Genomic DNA, 15,725 nt, shown 5'->3' on the forward strand with positions numbered 1-15,725 from the left:
CCCAACAAGGGATTCTTTAATATTTTGCTCCCGGCTTGTCACTTTTATAAGAGCCAGTGAGTGCTTTAACATTCTTCTCTATTGGCGAGTTCTTCTGTTGTAGAACCGTAGCGTTAAAGCATATCACGACAAGCAAGGTGGGTAGAAAGAAATACAAAAATCTTGATTTCGAGTACATCGTCAGCTCCGTGGCTGGCTATGCCAAAGTTGCTCCTATTGCCCGAAAGGTGAAAGCTGGGGACGACATGGCCATTGCCAAGGCTGCGACGATGATGACTGCTGCAGTCAGGAATGTCATGCCTAAAGACAAGCAGGTGGTACTGGTACCCATCCCAAACCGCACCGGTAGGGCTGGTTACACCAAGACGCTGGCCGAGAAAATAAGCGAGGCACTGCATCTGCCTGTCATCGATGCGCTGGCAAGCAATACCCACGATCCGCTTTATTTGGTGAAGAAAACCAATGGCTCGCTCGATGAGGTGCCGCTCTACTTTTATCGCATCCGCAGGCTACCCAGGAACAAGATACCCATTCTCATTGACAATGTACTCGACACTGGGCATACGGCAATGGCCGCGTATGAAGCAATGGGCAGACAGGACACGCTGATGGCGGTACTCGGTGATACGCATAAGTTCACGCCCAACAAATGGAAGTCGGATATTTACCCTTTAATTGACAACAATATGGCAAGTAAGAAAAAAGAAGAGGTGCAGCAGCAAGCTACCCTGAAGGAAGAGCCGACGGCTCAAACCGAGAAAAAAGCTGCAACGAAAACGACAAAGCTCCCGAAGTCAAAGACGCTGGCAGAGCAGTACGAGAACATGAAGGAGAAGCACCCTGATGCTGTCCTGCTCTTCAGAACGGGAGACTTCTACACGGCTTTGAACGCTGATGCCTCCAAGGTGGCTGACACATTGGGGCTCAAAGCGAACAAGCCTGCCAAGGCAGGAGACGGCTCTCTGCAAGTTACATTTCCCCATCATGCGCTGGACACGAATCTGCCCAAACTCATCCGGGCTGGTCTTCGTGTGGCTATCGTGGACAGTCTGGAGAAGAAGCAAAATGTGGAGAAAGCCGTGTCTGAGAAAACGGAAACGACAGCTCAGGAAAAGAAAGAGGAAGGAAAATCCGTGGAGAAAACGGCAACCATCAAGCAGGAACACCAGCCGCGTGAGCCGCAGATGGTTACGGTCAATGGCGACAAGGTTTCCCATGCCCATGCCTTCCAGTCCAAAGTGAATCCTGCCGACTGGTTCTATGTGGCGCAGCTCAACGGTAAGCAGCTCAACCCCATGAAGATGGACGCTGCCGACATCGCTGCCTATCAGAAACGGGAAGCGAAGGTGGAGAATATGATGCAGAAATATTATCCCACAAAGCTGGCTCCTAAAGTATCTGCTGAGGAGTACAAGGCCGCCAACATCCTATCTGACGGCAGGGTGATTGACAAGATGACAGTGTATAAGGAGAAAGATGAGCAGCGGGCTGACTATGGCAAGTACAAGCTCTATGCCCAGGTGGGCGACCAACGAATGTCGGCTCCTATGACCAAAGAAGACCAGAGTGCTTTCTTCGACCGCGTGACGACACCGGCGGCATTGGTGGAAAAGAATTTTGGCGAACGGCTGCACCTGGCATCGGCCTATGCCGTCTATCAGCTCCCTGCCAACATCAAAGTGGAGGATATCCGGGTGGCAAAGGACAACATGGACGGCAAGTGGAAGATTTCAGCGGCCGTGGGCGAGAACGGACGCACGGAAAAGAAGGCAATTTCCTTTGACGACGGATTTTCTCTCTTCCAAGCCAAGACCGTCACTCGTGAACAGCTGGCAGCCAAGTATCTCTCAGAGGACATCAAGGTGCTGTCGGGACAGAAGCAAGCTATCAGCAATGGACTGAAAATGTAGCCTTTGGGGGGGATTTCTATAATGAACACAGATAACATAAATTCAAAGAAAATGGCATATAGTTTTGAAGAGCTGGTCCAGCTCAAACAGGACAGACGGATAGGATGGTTGCAGTTCACGCTTGAAGGTGAACATGCGGACGACTTCATGCAGTGGTGCAAGGAACACAACATCCATCCCAGCGAAGATACCGCAGAGTTCTATATGGAGTCGGTGGAACTGAGTATGCAGGATAAGCAAATCTTGGCGGAGGACGACTATGACTACAGCTGGAACTGAAACAAAGACGCTCGGTCAGAAAGCCGTGGACAGGTTCACGGAGATGATGGTTGAGCGCATGGAACAGATGAAGTCCGTTGGCTGGCATAAGGGGTGGATTGGCAGTGCTACTGCCCCTGGTGCCATGCCGCAGAATGTATCCGGGCGTGGATATTCGGGAAGTAACTCTTTCTTCCTCCAACTGGACACGGCTCTCCGTGGCTACTCCATGCCCGTGTACCTCACTTTCAAGCAGGCCAACGACATGGGAGCACATGTGAAGAAAGGTGAGTCGGCTATGCCAGTGCTCTACTGGGATATCATGGCAAGGGACAAGGATGGTAAGAAAGTTTCTAAAGAGGCCTACCGCAAGATGAGCCTTGCAGAGCGGATGCAGGTGCAGACCATTCCTTTCCTAAAAGCCTTCAATGTGTTCAATGTCGATCAGACGAATCTGGCTGAGGTGAAGCCTGACAAGGTGGAAGCTCTCAAAAAGCTGTTTGCCCCACCGGAGCTGCGAGATGCCGAAGGGATGTTTACCAGCAAGGCACTCGACCGTATGTTTGAGAAGCAGGAGTGGATTTGTCCTATCCAATATGACAAGCAGGTACCCGGTGCATACTTCTCTCCCTCCAAGGACATCATCGTCATTCCAAAGAAAGAGCAGTTCAACATTGGCAAGACTCTGGAAGAGGTCTATAAGGACGGTATGGAATACTACTCCACGGCCTTGCACGAGATGGCTCATTCCACTGGCACGGAACCTCGGCTGAACAGGGGTAGCCATGAGAAGTTCGGCGATGCGAAATACGCCAAGGAGGAACTGGTGGCTGAGCTGACGGCAGCGATGGTAGGCAACTCGATGGGCTTTGACAAGCGTATTCTGGACAACAATGCGGCTTACCTCGATAGTTGGATCTCCACTCTCAAGGAGAATCCTAAGTTCATCGTGTCGGTGATGGCCGACGTGAACAAGGCTGCTAACATGGTACTGGAAGAGGTGGACAAGCAGAAAATGGCGTTGGGTGAAGAGCCCTTGCTCGATAAAAACAGAAACCTTTCTAACGACATTCCCAAGGACAAGGTCGTCTTTGAGAACGCCTCCATCATCAAGCAAAATGATGGCGACTATGCGGTGAGAGCCTCATTCCAAGGTCAAGATTTGGGACTCAAACCGATTGACCGAAATGTGGGCATCCTCTATTTCTCTCTCTCGGAAGAAACGGAGAAGGCGCGTCTGCTCTCCCATACGCTGGAAAGAAGTTTTGGCGATGTGGTCATGGCACAGAGACAGCAGCATGCTCATCGTATGAAAATATAACCCTTTATACTTGTAGGCAGTTATGAAACAGAGTGTAAACTACAAAGACCTAAAAACAAAGGTAGGCGTAGATGATATTGCCTATTATCTGGGCTATCGTCTCGACCGCTCGGCTGGTGTGGGAAGATACATTGAAATGGTTTTGTCTGACTCCACGGGTCATCAGGACAAGCTCATCATCAAGAACCCGAAGGAGAAAGCGGCGCAGACTTACTTCCGGCGTAACGGGGCAAGAGGCGGCGATGTGGTATCTTTGATACGTGAGAACCTTAGCAGCTTCCACGAGTCTGGAAGAAACGAGTGGGAAATTATCGGCAAGGTGATGGCCCACTTCGCCAATGAGCCTATTCCTGACTATGGGGATAGCCAGTATCTTACGAAAGCTGGTTACACGGGTAGTACCGTGTTTGATCCGAAACGCTATGAAACGAAGGATATTAATGGTGCGCCTTCGGAAGTGATGGCGTTCTTTGCCCAGCGTGGCATCAACGAGGAGACGGTGAGTACCTTCGCACCATTTATCAAGCAAATAAGGGACAACAGCCATACCACCTACAAGCAGTTCAACATCGGCTTCCCTTATACGGAGGCTGGCAAGGACAAGGTGGTGGGCTATGAAATCCGTGGCTTTGGCTCATTCAAGAGTAAGGCAGCTGGTACTAACTCGACGACGGGGGCATGGATTGCTGATCTCTCACAAGGTGGAGAGCCTACAGACATCAGACATGTCTATTTCGCTGAAAGTGCCTACGACATCATGGCATTCTATCAGCTGAATCACCTTCGCTTAGATGGTACTCATTCGGTATTCGTGTCGTTGGGTGGCACTTTCTCCGACAGTCAGATCAAGGGTATCATGGCGTATTACCTGGAAGCTAAGGCGATGGACTGTTTTGATAATGACCTTGCCGGGCGTATCTATGGCATCCGCATGGCTGCCTTGCTGGAGGGCATCCGCTTGAATGTGCATAAGGAAGAGGACAAGGTGAAGATTACTGTTGGCGCGAAGAACTTTGCCATTCCTAATGAACAGCTGTCCATCCGTGAGCTTCGCAAGCATATCCACATCCGCTATAATGTAGGTGAATGGAAGGCTGCTGCGAACTACAAGGACTGGAACGACCAGCTGATGGGTAAACAGATGGAAGTTGTGGCGGTAGAAAACAAGTTTGCAAGAGATCGGAATCTGGCTGACCGCCGTGAGAAAGGGGTGGGCTTATGAAACGAATCTTCATCATATCATTGTTGGGTAGTTTAACTTTCTGCCCTATGATGGCACAACAGACGGACCCGACGCTGACGGGTGCAGTGATAGCGCAGAGCGGAATGCTGAAAAAGATTTTCAAGGACCGCGAGAAGACACAGAAAAAAATCATTGCTGCGGAAACGGCAGTCACTGTGGCGATGGACAGAATGCACAAGGTGGAGGACAAGATGCTGGCGTATCTCTCCAATGCACAAGGAGCCATGCAGAACCTTTATCAGATCAAGCGAGCGGCAGAACTGACAACAGTAGAGATTCCACGAAACATGAACCTGTTGCGCCAGTCGCTGCCTGGTCATTTGAAAGGAACGGCCATTGCTCTCTTGGTGTCTGATGAACTGACGGATGCTGCCACGCAAATGGCTTCGCTCTATCCGTTCATGAAACAACTGGTAACGAGCGGCACATACAACGTGAGTGGCTATGATGCCACCGGCAAGTCTGTGAATGAGAAGCATAAGGTAAACCTACTGTCATCGGCGGAACGGTATTACATTGCCAATGAGGTGGTGACGAAACTGGAGACGATCAACACCGATCTGTGGCTGCTGGCATGGCAGGTAAGGACGTACTCGTGGAATGACCTGTGGTTTGGGCTTGATCCTGAAGGTTGGGCCACGGTGATGTCAGGAAAGGCGATTGTGGATGGATTAATCTATGAGTGGAAATATATTTGAGAGGTCTGAATGTGGGCATTTTTCTGTACTTTTGCATGGCGACACTTTGTTATTTCGAGGAAGAGCAGTGCAAACAACGGATTTGCCTGGTAATCATTAAACTTTAAGAAATAACAAAGATATGAGTGATACAAATAACTTAATGATTTGCCCTGTTTGTGGCAGAGGTACAATGGTGCACGACGAGCAGGACTGGAAGTGCAGTGAGCAGTCCTGTGGATTCGTTATCCCTAATCGTTTGTTTAATTTGGAGGTAACGGAGGAACTGGTGGCGAAACTTGTCAAGCATGGTCATACGGGGGTACTCTCTCTGCAAAACAGGGACGGACAGTATTTTAAGGCGGCTCTCGTCATCCGTAATGGAAAGGTGGTGGTATCATCAGGTGTACATTACATCGACGGAGTATGTCCTATCTGTGGAGGTAAGATGCGCAAGACCTCAAAGGGCTACCGATGTGAAAATTCCATCGGTGAGCATCCATCGTGTGACTTTATGATTCCGGGTATTATCTGCAACCGTAGGATTATGGAGCAGGATGCCGTGGCGTTCTTGAATGGCAAGCATATCGCCCTGGAGGGCTTTGCCTCAAATGAGTGGAAGATGTTTGCCTCGTCGTTGTCGATAGCTGAAGGCAAGGTGAAGCTGGAATCGCGCATCGCAAAGTGTCCGCATTGCGGCGGCGACCTGCATGTTGGGCTGAAGGCCTACAACTGTGTCAACTATCGCAATGCCGAACATCCATGCAAGTTCTCTATCTGGCGTAACATCAGCGGTCATGCCGTATCGGTGGAGGAGGTGAAACAGATTTGTGAGCAGGGCGTAACCAGGGACTGCATCGAATTTTACAAGGAAGACGGTACAGTGTACTACAAGCGTTTGCAACTGACACCTGAAAAAGACAGAATAATCATGATTTAAGCAGTTATTAGTGATGAAAAGAAAAAGTATTATATTTGTAGTGGTGGCATTGTTATGCCTCACTGGTTGTAAAAATAAGCGTCATGCGTTGAAGCAGTTGGCTGTGGAGAATCTGAAACAGTCGGTGGAATATCCTAAGCAGTTGCAGATGTTGGCGATATCAGAGCCTGATTCGGCTTTTGGGTTCAGCTACTTCTCGCAACAAGAGAAGGAGGGCATCATCCGTATCATGAAGTCGGTCACGGACAGTATTATGAAACGTACCAACAATATGCAGTCGCTGGACATCAATGACTTCTACGTGATGGATCTCGCCGAAAGGCAGATGCGTGCCAACTCGGACATTCGACAGATGCTCAGTCAGGCTACTGGCAAAAAGGAATGGACGGGTTGGAAAGTGAAGATCGACTATCAGGCGGTAACGCATCATGGCATGAAATACAATGCTGAACGGTGGTTCTTTATCAGTAAGGACGGCAAGTCAGTGGTGAGGACGTTTGAGCTACCGCTGCCATAAAAGTTCTTTCATGAAGATACATAATCGAGTAGGAGGTAAACACTAATCATAGGTGTTTATTTCCTACTTTCGTGTTCACCGACCTCTCACACCACCGTACATGCGGTTCCGCATACGGCGGTTCCTATTTTGGATGCCATTCGTGATACGCCCCCATTAAAGTTGCATACCCAGCTGAGCGTAGTCTATTGTTATCTATCGCCCTTGTTAAAATAGGACTATCAGCTATTCGCCAATAACCCTTGCGAGTATTACCCCATTCGTATGCTTTGTATTGATTGATACCACATCTAATGAGGTTTGCCACTTTTGTCCTGACTTTCTTCCAAGCCTTCCATATAGACATGCGTATGCTACGCCTTAACCATTCGTCTGTTTCAAGCAAGAGACGTTTCATATTGGAAAGGTGATAATAACCGACCCAACCTTGTATGTATTCTTTCAGTTTTTGCTTTCTCTTGGCGTATCCTCATCCATTACTGCGACTTGTCAATTCTTTTAGCTTTGACTTCATCTTGGCTTTGGACTTAGGATGCACCGTGAGTTGGCATTTGCCTTTCATTACATAAAAGGAGTAGCCGAGGTATTTCGTTCCTCGCACATACGACACTACGGTCTTTTACTTGTTGACTTTGAGATATAGAGTTATTGCTGTCTGGTAAAACTTTTTCAAACTTGGTTAAGAGCCATGGAAGCAGTTGCTCACACGACATCTTGTCGATACCACCACATCCCTTGTTTCTCATCACTGCCTTGTTGGCTCGGTTGAGATTTGCAGGACTAAGGATTTGCTCAAGGAGGTGTTCCTTGTCAAATGGTACTTCCACGATGTTGTCTTCACACATCCACATGAAGGTCTGCACTCCCCCATACCATTCGGTTTCCGACCTATCTCTTTGGGGAAAGCCATTAACTTGGGATGAGACCTCCTCGGATAAGAACATTATCTTTCCATCTTATAATCGGCAGGTGGATAAGCCTGAAGTTGTTCGTCAAAAACGTATTTCTGACCATCTTCATCCTCCATGTAATGCAGGTGTTCATCGCCTTTGAACATCGCTCTTATCTCCACTCCACTCGCAAGTCGAATGATTTTCCACCCACTCTTTTTGACCGGTATGGCGACAACCCACTGCGTCATCCATATAAATAATAAAATGGAGAATAATCTTTTCATGCCATATTTTCTATTTGATGACAAAAATAATGAAAAGATTTTTAAAATCATTGTGAAGATTCAAATAAGAAGTACATCACCATCAAGCACGTACGTTCACATGCTTTGTGCCTTCAAAACCGTGACAAGAGCATCACGCACGCTCACCAATGGACATCTTTTGAGCTTACAGACCAAAATGTAGGCGGTAGACTACCATGGGAAAAAAGGAGAAATGATATTGTGACACATACGCACCTTTATTAATATCATAAAACATGTACGCGATATTTTTTCGATTTGTGAGGTTAATTAAGTCAATTCCCCACTCCTGTGAGACCTTCTTACCATTCAGTCTGCCGCCCAAACGAGTGTCCAATCTGAAGTAAGCAGGCATTTGTTCTTGATACCACTTTTCGTATTGGTACACCTGGTCGTGAGCCGCTTGAGATGCCACCTCATCAACAGGCGTGTATCTCAAGCCACCCGAGAGCGCCAACTGAGGTGAGGCAAAGAGAGTCCACTTGCTGCTCACAGGCCATTCAAACCCACCAGTGACATTGAGGATGTAACCACCATCAAACACTGTGCTGAATTCATGGTTGAGTACTGGGTCGGTATAGCGTGAGCGATAGAGGGTGCCGGACATCAAGAAGAAATAATTTTTGCTGAAGAATTTTTCCACAGTCAGTTCAAGTCCATAGTTTCGTCCCCTGCCAATATTGCGAAGTCCGGCGATGCGTTCCATGGAGTTTTCGCCTGCTCCATAATTGAGTAGCGACACTCCATAGGCCTTGTTCTCAGCCGCAATATCAAAAAGCCATTGACAATACAGTTCTGTATGCACACGCCAATCCTTGTTAATTTGATAGTTGTGCGAGAGGTTTGCATGCCAACTCTTGGAGAACCCCAAGTGATGATTGCTGTCCGAATAATGACCATCGGCCTCTTTGACAAAGAAAAAAGTGTGCGGAGGCAACTGACTGTAAAGGCCTCCTGCGAGGCCAATGGTGTGATGGGTACCAAGTTTCAACTCAGCTGCAGCGCGTGGTTCCAAAGCATAGTTGCCATTCAGGGGCAAATAACTGCCATGTACGCCTGCAGTGACAGTAAAAGCATCGCTGAACAAATGTTGATACTGCGCATAAGCGCGATAAAGTGATAATGTGCTTCTATCGTCATTGAGGGGATAGGGTGTATCTTCCACCTCATTGAACATATTGAGATAATATTGATCGACAACCGTACCCACATAAAGATTGTCGTGATGCGTGGATAATCGATGACGGATATCGGCCGAAAACGAGAGTTTGTGTTCCTTGGTTAGATCCGTAAAAATCATTTTAAAGTCTTCTTGATTGGCCAATTCCTTATTGTAGACTCTCATCTTTATATCATTATAGTTCCAAGAAAGTGTGGCATGAAGATCGGTCCGAGCAGCCAGTTGGCCATGATAGACCATACCTAACAATGCCAAGCCACTGCGTAAGTTAACCTTTTGGTCAAATGATAGCTTGTCAACTTGCACGGTCGTACCCGCCCCGGAGAGTTCTGATGTCTTGAGATGAATGCTACTTGTTCCTACAATGCCAATCAATGAAAGCGTGTGACCCTCATGGATGCGCCAATCTATCTTGGTGGTAAGGTCTTGATATCTTGGCACAACGGCCATGGATTTGCCGAAAATCTTCATGGCATAGCTTGCCAACTCTGGGATGGAATAACGATAGGAGGCAAGATAGGTCATCGAACCGTCCTTGACCATCGGCCCCTCTGTCATGAGTTCGGCTCCATTATAGCCCATCTGGAAGCGCATTTGGTGGTTGTTGGGATTGCCTTTTCTCAGATTCAGATCAAAGATTGCCGCAAGTGCATTGCCTTTTGTTGCCTGCCAACCGCCCAACAAAAAATCAGAGTTGGTAACAACATTCATATTAAGGGCAGTTACCTGTCCAGCCGTCATTCCCAGTCCGGCGTTGAAATGGTTAGGATTTGGAATTTCAATCCCATCCAATCGATATTGCACCCCTAATGATGAGTTGCCTCTCACCACAATCTCATTACGCGAATCGTTGATGGGCATCACGCCTGCAAAGCTCCTCACCATCCTGCTTGGATCGCCTAACGAACCCGCATAACGCTCTGTTTCTTCCACACTAAAGCTGCGAGCACCTGCATAGGCAAGCGGCTGTAGGGGCCGAGCTTTGTTGTAATATCGCTTCACCTCTACGCCCTTGAGATTATAAGTGGCAGACTCCAGTTTGACATCAAGTGACACTTCTTCACCCATAACCAACAACAAACTGATCTCCTTGTCCTGGTAGCCCACTGAACTGGCCCGCAAAACTTGCCTGCCCAACGGTACTTGTAGTTCAAAACGACCCACTTTATCTGTGGTTTGGGTGATTGAAGGCTCCGCGTTTACAATGCTCAAACTAACATCAGCCAACGGGTTTCCATGAATGTCCGTCACCCTACCCAATACCTTTTGCGTTCTGTTTCCTTGTGCCATGATGGCCATGGAAACAACTAACAACAGCATACCAGTGCCAATCCACCTTTTCATCATACGATGGTTATAAGATTTGTTCGCGCCAAAAATAATTATAGCATATTACAAACCTGTTAAAATCCCATCAATTAATCATGAATGTTCACTACTTTCTCATTGAAATTTTGCTGAATTAAGCAATCGAGTAGGAGGTAAACACTAATCATAGGTGTTTATCTCCTACTCTCGTGTTCACCGACCTCTCACACCACCGTACATGCGGTTCCGCATACGGCGGTTCCTATTTTGGGTGCCATTCGAGATACGCCCCCATTAAAGTTGCATACCCAGCTGGGCGTAGTCTATTGTTATCTATCGCCCTTGTTAATATAGGACTATCAGCTATTCGCCAATAACCCTTGCGAGTATTACCCCATTCGTATGCTTTGTATTGATTGATACCACATCTAATGAGGTTTGCCACTTTTGTCCTGACTTTCTTCCAAGCCTTCCATATACACATGCGTATTCTACGTCTTAACCATTCGTCTGTTTCAAGCAAGAAACGTTTCATATTGGCAAGGTGATAATAACCGACCCAACCTTGTATGTATTCTTTCAGTTTTTGCTTTCTCTTGGCGTATCCCCATCCATTACTGCGACTTGTCAATTCTTTTAGCTTTGACTTCATCTTGGCTTTGGACTTAGGATGCACCGTGAGTTGGCATTTACCTTTCATCACATAAAAGGAGTAGCCGAGGTATTTCGTTCCTCGCACATACGACACTACGGTCTTTTACTTGTTGACTTTGAGATATAGAGTTATTGCTGTCCGGTAAAACTTTTTCAAACTTGGTTAAGAGCCATGGGAGCAGTTGCTCACACGACATCTTGTCGATACCACCACATCCCTTGTTTCTCATCACTGCCTTGTTGGCTCGGTTGAGATTTGCAGGACTAAGGATTTGCTCAAGGAGGTGTTCCTTGTCAAATGGTACTTCCACGATGTTGTCTTCACACATCCACATGAAGGTCTGCACTCCCCCATACCATTCGGTTTCCGACCTATCTCTTTGGGGACAGCCATTAACTTGGGATAATGTTTTCTGCATTCTTTCCTTCATAAGGTATGTTTCAATTACTATCGCTTAATATATAGGTTCAGCCCTTCATGGAGCGTTTTCGAGTACTCCACTACTATGGCGTCTGCTGACTTCTCACGGCAAGCTTTACTCCGCTTCTTTCGTAAAAACAACTATTTGAAACGTCCGTGAGACCTCCTCGGATAAGGACATTATCTTTCCATCTTATACCTACTTCATTTTTTCGCTAAGCTCAAGGAAACTCCACCAACCATTCCGAATAGCTATAGGACTTTGATTTGGTATGCAATCTTATCCATGGTCATATGCCTTATATGAAGTTTCTGTTCGTTAGGTCAGATGTTTGCCGCCAGCTTCCTTCAGATTTCATCTCACGATGAACACCCTTGCTCTTGGCTATGTAATTCCCGCTATTAGGCTTACTCGGGACTTCCACCCGTTAGATAATGCTCATGCCGAGCGTACGTAAAAAAGTAGCAGGAGAAGTTATCTGTAGCTTCCCCTGTTTCTTCCTTGAGTATTATAGACTTGCTGTTTATACTATTTCCAGATATTCGCTTTCTCCAACAGAAAATCGTAAAGTCCAATTACCAAGATGCCATTCTCATTATAACCAGTACTGTAATGATCACCGGCAATGATAATCTTGCGGAAGCCGTCTGACACTTGCAAGAGTGAGGCTTGTTCCTGATCAACTTTCTCCTTTGAAGGTAAAGCATAGGCAGACTGAATGTATAATCGTTCATCATGTCGATTGACGACAAAATCTATTTCGAGGTTTCGTCTTGTGAGTTTGCCGTTATTATCGCGTTTGAAACTTTCAACTAATCCGACATCAACCGAGAAACCATTGCGGCATAAGTCGTTATATACAACATTCTCCATAATATGGGTTGGCTCAAATTGGCGGAATTCAACAACGGCATTCCTTATCCCTAAATCCTCGAAATAATACTTGGTTTCTGTGCCGATATATTTCCTACCCTTGACATCATAGCGTAATGCTTCGCTGATGATGAATGCATCTTGCAGACACGCGATGTATTTGGCTATCGTTGCAGGGGCAACATCTATGCCTGCGGCAGTCTTGAAAGTGTTTGAAATTCGTCGCACGTTGGTACTCGCCCCCATAGTAGAGGCAAGAATACGAACCAGCTCCCGTAAGCCGTCTGCATTCTTTAGATGGTTGCGGTCAATAACATCTCTTAGATACACCGTCTCAAAAATCTCGCGGAGGTAATTCTGCTTGTCTTTAGCTCGTTTCATTCCTGCCACAGCTGGCAGGCCACCATATTTATAGTATTGATCCAGGACTTCTGCCTTTTCACCACCTATCACCTCATAATATTCTGCAAAACTAAGTGGATGGATGCGTACTTCCCATCCTCGTCCACGAAATTCCGTTATAATGTCTCTTGAAAGGAATTTTGCATTTGAGCCGGTAACATACACTTCTGCATTGGGTACGTCAAGGTAAGAGTTAAGAACATCCTCAAACTCACTGACCAACTGCACCTCATCCAACAGAATGTAATACTTCTCTGTATCTGTCATCAATTTATCGATATGTTCAAGAAGTGCATCTGGATTACGTAGCTTCTTATTTCGGCGATCCTCTAAATTGACTTTAATAATGTGATCTTCGTGAATGCCCCTTTCAAGAAGACTCTTTCGGAAGATATTGAAAAGGAGGAATGACTTGCCACAGCGTCGCATCCCGGTGATGATTTTGATCATACCGTTTCCATCAGCATTCTGTAGCTGGCTTAGGTAATACTTCCGTTCAAATAGCATTTTAGAATATATTTTTGTGTCACGACACAGATTTATGCAGCAAATATAACTATTTCATGTCATTTAAGCAAGAAAACAGTAATTATTTTCTTGTTTTCCCTATTATCAGAGAAAGGTACGTCATGATGTGCGGTATTTACTTTCTATCATTTCCATGTTTGCGGTTGCCTCCTTGCTGCAAGTACTCATTTTCTTTGCAAAGTTACGGCATAGGAAAGAACGGCAAGCAACGCTGGGGGCTATGCGCAGAAAAATAGACGGCAGCCTTCCTCAAATCAAGATTTGGGTATTCCGTCGATTTTTCCGTGCATTGCTTGCCTTATTTTTCCCGCTTATGCCGTCCTGTTTTGCTCGAAAATCAAGTACCTGCAAGAAGTCTTTCGACTTCACAAAAGGGAAAAGATTAAGATTTATAACCTCTTAAAATTGTAAGTTATGCACGCATGGATTTTTCAATTATCGGAAGAACGCATCGAGGGCTATCTCTGTGAAGATACCTTGTTGCAGGGTGATGGCAGCGATTATGACTATTGTGCCGCCATATCAGAAGAAGAACGGAAGAGAGCCGTTTACTCGCTCATGGCTCATATTCTGCCATTGGGCATGTTTCGCCTGAAAGATGAAACGACCTTGGTGTATCAAGGCGGTTTTGGACAGTGGAAACGAGAGTGGGTTGAGCGTATTCAAACGAAGGTGGCAAAGGTAAACACGGAAAACGTGATGAACTTTTGTGGTGAGTTGTACCAGTTGGAGACCGAGCCGCAGAATCCGCTAGGCACGGATGCACAATTCTACCTTTGTAATGACGACTATCAGATCTTTGCGGAAAAGTCGGCGGAGTTGATGCGCATGGTGGAGCATCTGACGGAAGGTGACGAACTTTATATCGGTGGTATCATTGATTTTCATTTCTAAAAGCATGGAGAATATCAGTATTTTTTCGATAGAGGGCGTTGATGCAAGAGAGATTTGCAATGCGCAGTTGGGCGATGCACTATTTGCACCCTGTAGTGTGTGCGACAAGTGGAAAGAAGATTTTCCATTAGTGGACAATCTATTTTACGGATATGTGGAAGATGACATCTTCTACAGCTATTCAGACGACGAGTTTGAAACCCACGTCAATGCGATGTTTGACTAAGTAGAACCAGGAGTGTGCCGAGTTTCAGGCATACTCCTTCAAAAGGAAATACAATGAAGAAAATTTATAGCGTACCGGCTCGATACATCTTTGAGGGTACTTTCAAGGTAGAAGCAGAGTGTAGCGAGGAAGCTAAGTGTTATGCAAAATCCTAAAACACTGTGGAATGGTCATGGGCAGTGACATTCAGTCCACTTTGTCGTACCGTGAGATTGATTGGGTGTTCTAAAACCATCCTTGTAAGCAGGGAGGAGTGAGCATGGCTGGGGTATATCTGACAAGGTATGCCCAGCTTTCAAATTCGGGCAGCGGTCACAGTCCGCTGCCTGTTTGGGAGAAAGATGCTTAGCTGAATAATGCTTGGTTAAAATAAAAGTCTTGTTTTTAACGCAAAAAACAAGACTTTTATTTGGGAGTACTTAATTACCCTGAAAGCCGTGTCTCGCTATCACGTCATAAATGCGTATGATGACTCCACACCGCTTTCATCGCTCCGTTGGGACACAGAGCAACAAGGGAGAGCGGTTATCCACTATGTGCTGGATGGAGTGCATAGCATGGTACAGGAGGGATAGGCTGCCGCTGTTACGCTGGTGATGGACTGCCGCCCATGACCGCTCCACGGCTCCGCCCATCTTACTTCCTGCTCCGTGCCTATGCACACCATATCGCACATTTTTCCTGTGTAACGTCAGTGCATCTCCAGTGTAACCCAATTCTTGTGTTGCAGTGGGGTTACACAGACTACCTATATGGTTTTAACTATATTTCAGAAGGCTTTTTCCCTGAAAGCCGTATCTCCATTCATTGCGCATAAAGCAGCAACCATTACAATACCGCTTTCATCATTCTTCAGAGACGTAGAATGACAAGGGAGAGAGGTTAGGTCATTTCGTCCGCATAGTCGGTAGTCAAGAATTAGGGGAAACAGAGGGAAATGTAAGGAATGTAACTATTTGAAATAGTATCATTTAGCATTTTTTTGCCTTTATCGAGTTAGGCGAAAGGAAGCATCAAACGGCAGGAGTTCCGTTACCAAATCGTAACCCATCAAGGAAAAAGCAAAAAGGGGTTACGAGTTGAAGGTAAACAACTGTATCATAGGTTTTTATTCTTCATCTTTCATTTTTCTGCATCGCTCAGGAATACTTGTTCATCTGTACCTTTGCAAGCA

Annotated in this window: 15 protein-coding genes and 1 pseudogene; 9 read left to right on the plus strand and 7 right to left on the minus strand. The window is 46.3% G+C overall.

Features of this window, described 5'->3' with window-relative positions:
• Positions 1–137 precede the first annotated feature (137 nt).
• The 7 genes from C7379_RS10175 (at position 138) to C7379_RS10205 (ending at position 6,866) form a co-directional block, all read left to right on the plus strand.
• On the plus strand, positions 138–1,910 hold the full coding sequence (locus tag C7379_RS10175; RefSeq protein WP_116617229.1) for a MutS N-terminal domain-containing protein: 1,773 nt from the start codon (positions 138–140) through the stop codon (positions 1,908–1,910).
• Between the two features lie 51 nt (positions 1,911–1,961).
• Positions 1,962–2,189, plus strand: coding sequence for a hypothetical protein (locus C7379_RS10180; RefSeq protein ID WP_025072511.1), 228 nt, complete (start codon positions 1,962–1,964; stop codon positions 2,187–2,189).
• The gene (locus C7379_RS10185; RefSeq protein WP_116617215.1) at positions 2,170–3,489 is read left to right on the plus strand and encodes an ArdC family protein; all 1,320 of its coding nucleotides are present in this window, start codon (positions 2,170–2,172) and stop codon (positions 3,487–3,489) included. The genes C7379_RS10180 and C7379_RS10185 overlap by 20 nt, the downstream gene beginning before the upstream one ends.
• Before the next feature lie 22 nt (positions 3,490–3,511).
• Positions 3,512–4,711 (plus strand): toprim domain-containing protein, encoded by a 1,200-nt coding sequence (locus tag C7379_RS10190; RefSeq protein ID WP_116617216.1) that lies wholly within the window; start codon positions 3,512–3,514, stop codon positions 4,709–4,711.
• The gene (locus tag C7379_RS10195) at positions 4,708–5,430 is read left to right on the plus strand and encodes a hypothetical protein (RefSeq protein WP_116617217.1); all 723 of its coding nucleotides are present in this window, start codon (positions 4,708–4,710) and stop codon (positions 5,428–5,430) included. Before C7379_RS10190 ends, C7379_RS10195 begins: the two co-directional genes overlap by 4 nt.
• Positions 5,431–5,551: 121 nt before the next feature.
• On the plus strand, positions 5,552–6,349 hold the full coding sequence (locus C7379_RS10200; protein WP_116617218.1) for a topoisomerase C-terminal repeat-containing protein: 798 nt from the start codon (positions 5,552–5,554) through the stop codon (positions 6,347–6,349).
• A 13-nt stretch (positions 6,350–6,362) separates the two neighbouring features.
• The gene (locus tag C7379_RS10205; RefSeq protein WP_116617219.1) at positions 6,363–6,866 is read left to right on the plus strand and encodes a hypothetical protein; all 504 of its coding nucleotides are present in this window, start codon (positions 6,363–6,365) and stop codon (positions 6,864–6,866) included.
• 124 nt (positions 6,867–6,990) lie between these two features.
• Here the strand turns inward: C7379_RS10205 and C7379_RS13220 are convergent, their stop codons facing one another.
• The 6 genes and pseudogenes from C7379_RS13220 to C7379_RS10235 form a co-directional block, all read right to left on the minus strand.
• On the minus strand, positions 6,991–7,311 hold the full coding sequence (locus C7379_RS13220) for a group II intron maturase-specific domain-containing protein (protein ID WP_419185312.1): 321 nt from the start codon (positions 7,309–7,311) through the stop codon (positions 6,991–6,993).
• 82 nt (positions 7,312–7,393) lie between these two features.
• Complete coding sequence (locus C7379_RS13225; protein ID WP_243406775.1) at positions 7,394–7,810, minus strand: hypothetical protein; 417 nt, start codon at positions 7,808–7,810, stop codon at positions 7,394–7,396.
• Complete coding sequence (locus tag C7379_RS10215; RefSeq protein WP_116617220.1) at positions 7,810–8,043, minus strand: hypothetical protein; 234 nt, start codon at positions 8,041–8,043, stop codon at positions 7,810–7,812. The genes C7379_RS13225 and C7379_RS10215 overlap by 1 nt, the downstream gene beginning before the upstream one ends.
• 166 nt (positions 8,044–8,209) lie before the next feature.
• Positions 8,210–10,591: a carboxypeptidase regulatory-like domain-containing protein gene (locus C7379_RS10225; protein WP_116617222.1), complete on the minus strand. Its 2,382-nt coding sequence runs from the start codon at positions 10,589–10,591 to the stop codon at positions 8,210–8,212.
• 223 nt (positions 10,592–10,814) lie between these two features.
• Positions 10,815–11,637, minus strand: a pseudogene (locus C7379_RS13155) (group II intron maturase-specific domain-containing protein).
• A 519-nt stretch (positions 11,638–12,156) separates the two neighbouring features.
• Positions 12,157–13,410 carry an ATP-binding protein gene (locus tag C7379_RS10235; RefSeq protein ID WP_116617223.1) on the minus strand — a complete coding sequence of 418 codons (1,254 nt, stop codon included), beginning with the start codon at positions 13,408–13,410 and terminating at the stop codon, positions 12,157–12,159.
• A gap of 435 nt (positions 13,411–13,845) precedes the next feature.
• Here C7379_RS10235 and C7379_RS10240 point away from each other — a divergent pair, with 435 nt between their 5' ends.
• Positions 13,846–14,325: a hypothetical protein gene (locus C7379_RS10240; protein WP_116617224.1), complete on the plus strand. Its 480-nt coding sequence runs from the start codon at positions 13,846–13,848 to the stop codon at positions 14,323–14,325.
• Between the two features lie 4 nt (positions 14,326–14,329).
• The gene (locus C7379_RS10245; RefSeq protein WP_116617225.1) at positions 14,330–14,551 is read left to right on the plus strand and encodes an NrfD family oxidoreductase membrane subunit; all 222 of its coding nucleotides are present in this window, start codon (positions 14,330–14,332) and stop codon (positions 14,549–14,551) included.
• 485 nt (positions 14,552–15,036) lie between these two features.
• On the opposite strand, the gene C7379_RS12760 is transcribed toward C7379_RS10245, so the two are convergent.
• Positions 15,037–15,213 (minus strand): hypothetical protein, encoded by a 177-nt coding sequence (locus C7379_RS12760; RefSeq protein ID WP_165815062.1) that lies wholly within the window; start codon positions 15,211–15,213, stop codon positions 15,037–15,039.
• Between the last annotated feature and the right edge of the window lie 512 nt (positions 15,214–15,725).

Source organism: Hallella colorans (assembly GCF_003096815.1).
GTDB classification, from domain to species: domain Bacteria; phylum Bacteroidota; class Bacteroidia; order Bacteroidales; family Bacteroidaceae; genus Prevotella; species Prevotella colorans.